The organism is Catelliglobosispora koreensis DSM 44566 (assembly GCF_000379685.1).
GTDB lineage: Bacteria > Actinomycetota > Actinomycetes > Mycobacteriales > Micromonosporaceae > Catelliglobosispora > Catelliglobosispora koreensis.
In genome coordinates, this window is the sequence record NZ_KB903268.1 from 1 (window position 1) to 2089 (window position 2089).

At 66.7% G+C, this 2089-nt stretch carries 2 protein-coding genes and 1 pseudogene; all 3 read right to left on the reverse strand.

The window, feature by feature from the left end; genetic code table 11:
• A pseudogene (locus tag A3E1_RS41560) lies at positions 1 to 525 on the reverse strand (molybdopterin-dependent oxidoreductase); the annotation flags it as partial.
• Between the two features lie 244 nt (positions 526 to 769).
• On the reverse strand, positions 770 to 1204 hold the full coding sequence (locus A3E1_RS0122610) for a hypothetical protein (protein ID WP_020523067.1): 435 nt from the start codon (positions 1202 to 1204) through the stop codon (positions 770 to 772).
• The coding region (locus tag A3E1_RS46280) for a multicopper oxidase domain-containing protein (protein WP_020523068.1) at positions 1204 to 2089 on the reverse strand (886 nt) is incomplete at its 5' end. The genes A3E1_RS46280 and A3E1_RS0122610, both read right to left, overlap by 1 nt.

Sequence of the window (2089 nt, forward strand, 5' to 3'; positions counted from 1 at the left end):
GGCGGCGATCATCTCCAAAGCCTCATCCCACGACACCCGCACCAGACCGCCTTTGCCACGGGCGCGCTGGTACAGGCGGCGGCGGTCTGGGTCGGCCTGGATGTCGGCCCACGCCGCGACCGGGTCACCCAGGCGGGCTTTGGCCTGCCGGTACATGTCGACCAGAACCCCGCGCGCATACGGGTAGCGCACCCGAGTCGGTGAGTAGGTGTACCAAGAGAAAGCGGCGCCCCTAGGGCAGCCGCGCGGCTCATATTCTGGCCGGTCCGGTCCCACGCTCGGGTAGTCGGTTTGCTGGGATTCCCAGGTGATGATGCCGTCTTTGACGTACACCTTCCACGAACACGACCCGGTGCAGTTCACGCCGTGCGTGGAGCGGACCACCTTGTCATATGACCACCGGTCACGGTAGAAGGTGTCGGCATCCCGGCCACCGATCTGAAACAGCGCCCTGCCATCGGCCGACACCTCGGCCCGGCGCAGCAGGCCACCCGCCTCCAGCAACGCACGCTCCGCTGAAATCACACGCACTCCTTATCCGAACCAGGCAGTGCCTAATCCTTTGTCCCAGACGATCGTTTGCCGTAGGGCCAAAAGACCTTGTTTGCCCCCGGCCCACCGGCCCAAAACGAATCGCCGCAGCGCCTTGGCGTGCGGTCCGGCAACCTTGGCCAGCCGCTCGCGAGACCAGAAGATCGCGTTCAGGAGGCCAACCTCCGCCGCATTAGGCGGGTCCCGCGCGGGTGTCAGCGGCACATGCGGACAGTGCTTATCCAGCCAGCGCCGTGGCCAGCAGGATGACACCCGCGGAGCAGGCCAGCCCGGCGGCGCTAAGAGCTCGCGACATGGAGCGGTGTCCTTTGGCGGCCGCGATGCCGTGTCCGGCGGCGAACATCATGGCGATGGTGAGCAGGCCGAGTTTGGCGGCCAGGGTCCGGCCGTAGCCAGGCTCGGCCAATGATGCCCAGGTCACGCTATTGTGGGCGGCCAAGGCGATCCCGGTACCGATCTGCAGTGGCAGGGCCACGGCAAGGGTGAGCCGGGCGAAGCGGCGCCCGGCCGCGGCCATCAGGTGGTGGCGGATTTCGCTGTCGAGCTGCCGGCGGGCCAGCGGCATGACCACTAACGCCAGCAACAGCTGGCCGCCGACCCAGAACGCGGCCCCTACCACGTGAACGAACCGTGCCAGCACCCACAGGTCCATCAGTTGGCTACCGTGACGATGCCACGTGCGCCGCCTTCGGCATGACGCATGTCGTGATCGACGATGGCATAGTGCCCAGCCTCCGGGAAGATCATCTCGGCGAATCCGCCCTGGGCTGCTGCCAGGGCCAGCGACTGCGCCCCGCCAGATAGACCTGGGTGCAGCAGATAATTTCCTTCGAAGTAGACGGTGTCGAACTGGCCGCCAACGACATGAAACGACACGAGCCCGCCGGGGCCCGCATTGAGGACCCAAAACCTTACCCGCTCGCCGGTCTTGGCTGTCAGGGGGCGGTGATCGTATTGGGCGGCGGTGCCGTTAAACGCCCACCGCGACGGTGTACCGGCGTTGAGGCTATCGACTTGCTGTTCGCCACCCGGGTCGCCGTCATACAGCTCGGAGGCGACCAGCACGTATTCGCGGCCGGCAGGTGCCAGGCCGGGAGGGTCGATGATGACCGCACCGAACATCCCCGACCCCAGGTGCTGAGTCATCGGTGCGGTACTGCAGTGATACATCCATATCCCGGCCCGGGTGGCTGTGAAACGGTAAGTCAGCCGCTCGCCTGGGGCGATGGTACGCATCGGCCCGTCGGGGGCCAGCGCACCGGCGTGAAAGTCGATGCCGTGCCCGAGTGACCCAGTATTGATCAGGGTCACCTCGAACATGTCGCCGACCTTGCCGCGCAGGGTGGGCCCGGGCACAGTGCCGCCAAAGGTCCACCGCTTTTGCCGCACCCCAGGTGCAGCCTCAAGTTCGGTCTCCACAACTGGTAGCTCGACGCGGTGCACCGTTGTCGCGGCCGCTGCGGCCAGTGCCGCGTCGTAGGGGGTAAACGCTGCTGTGAAACCCGGCCCGCCTACCGCAGCGTGCTGGCCGGGCTCG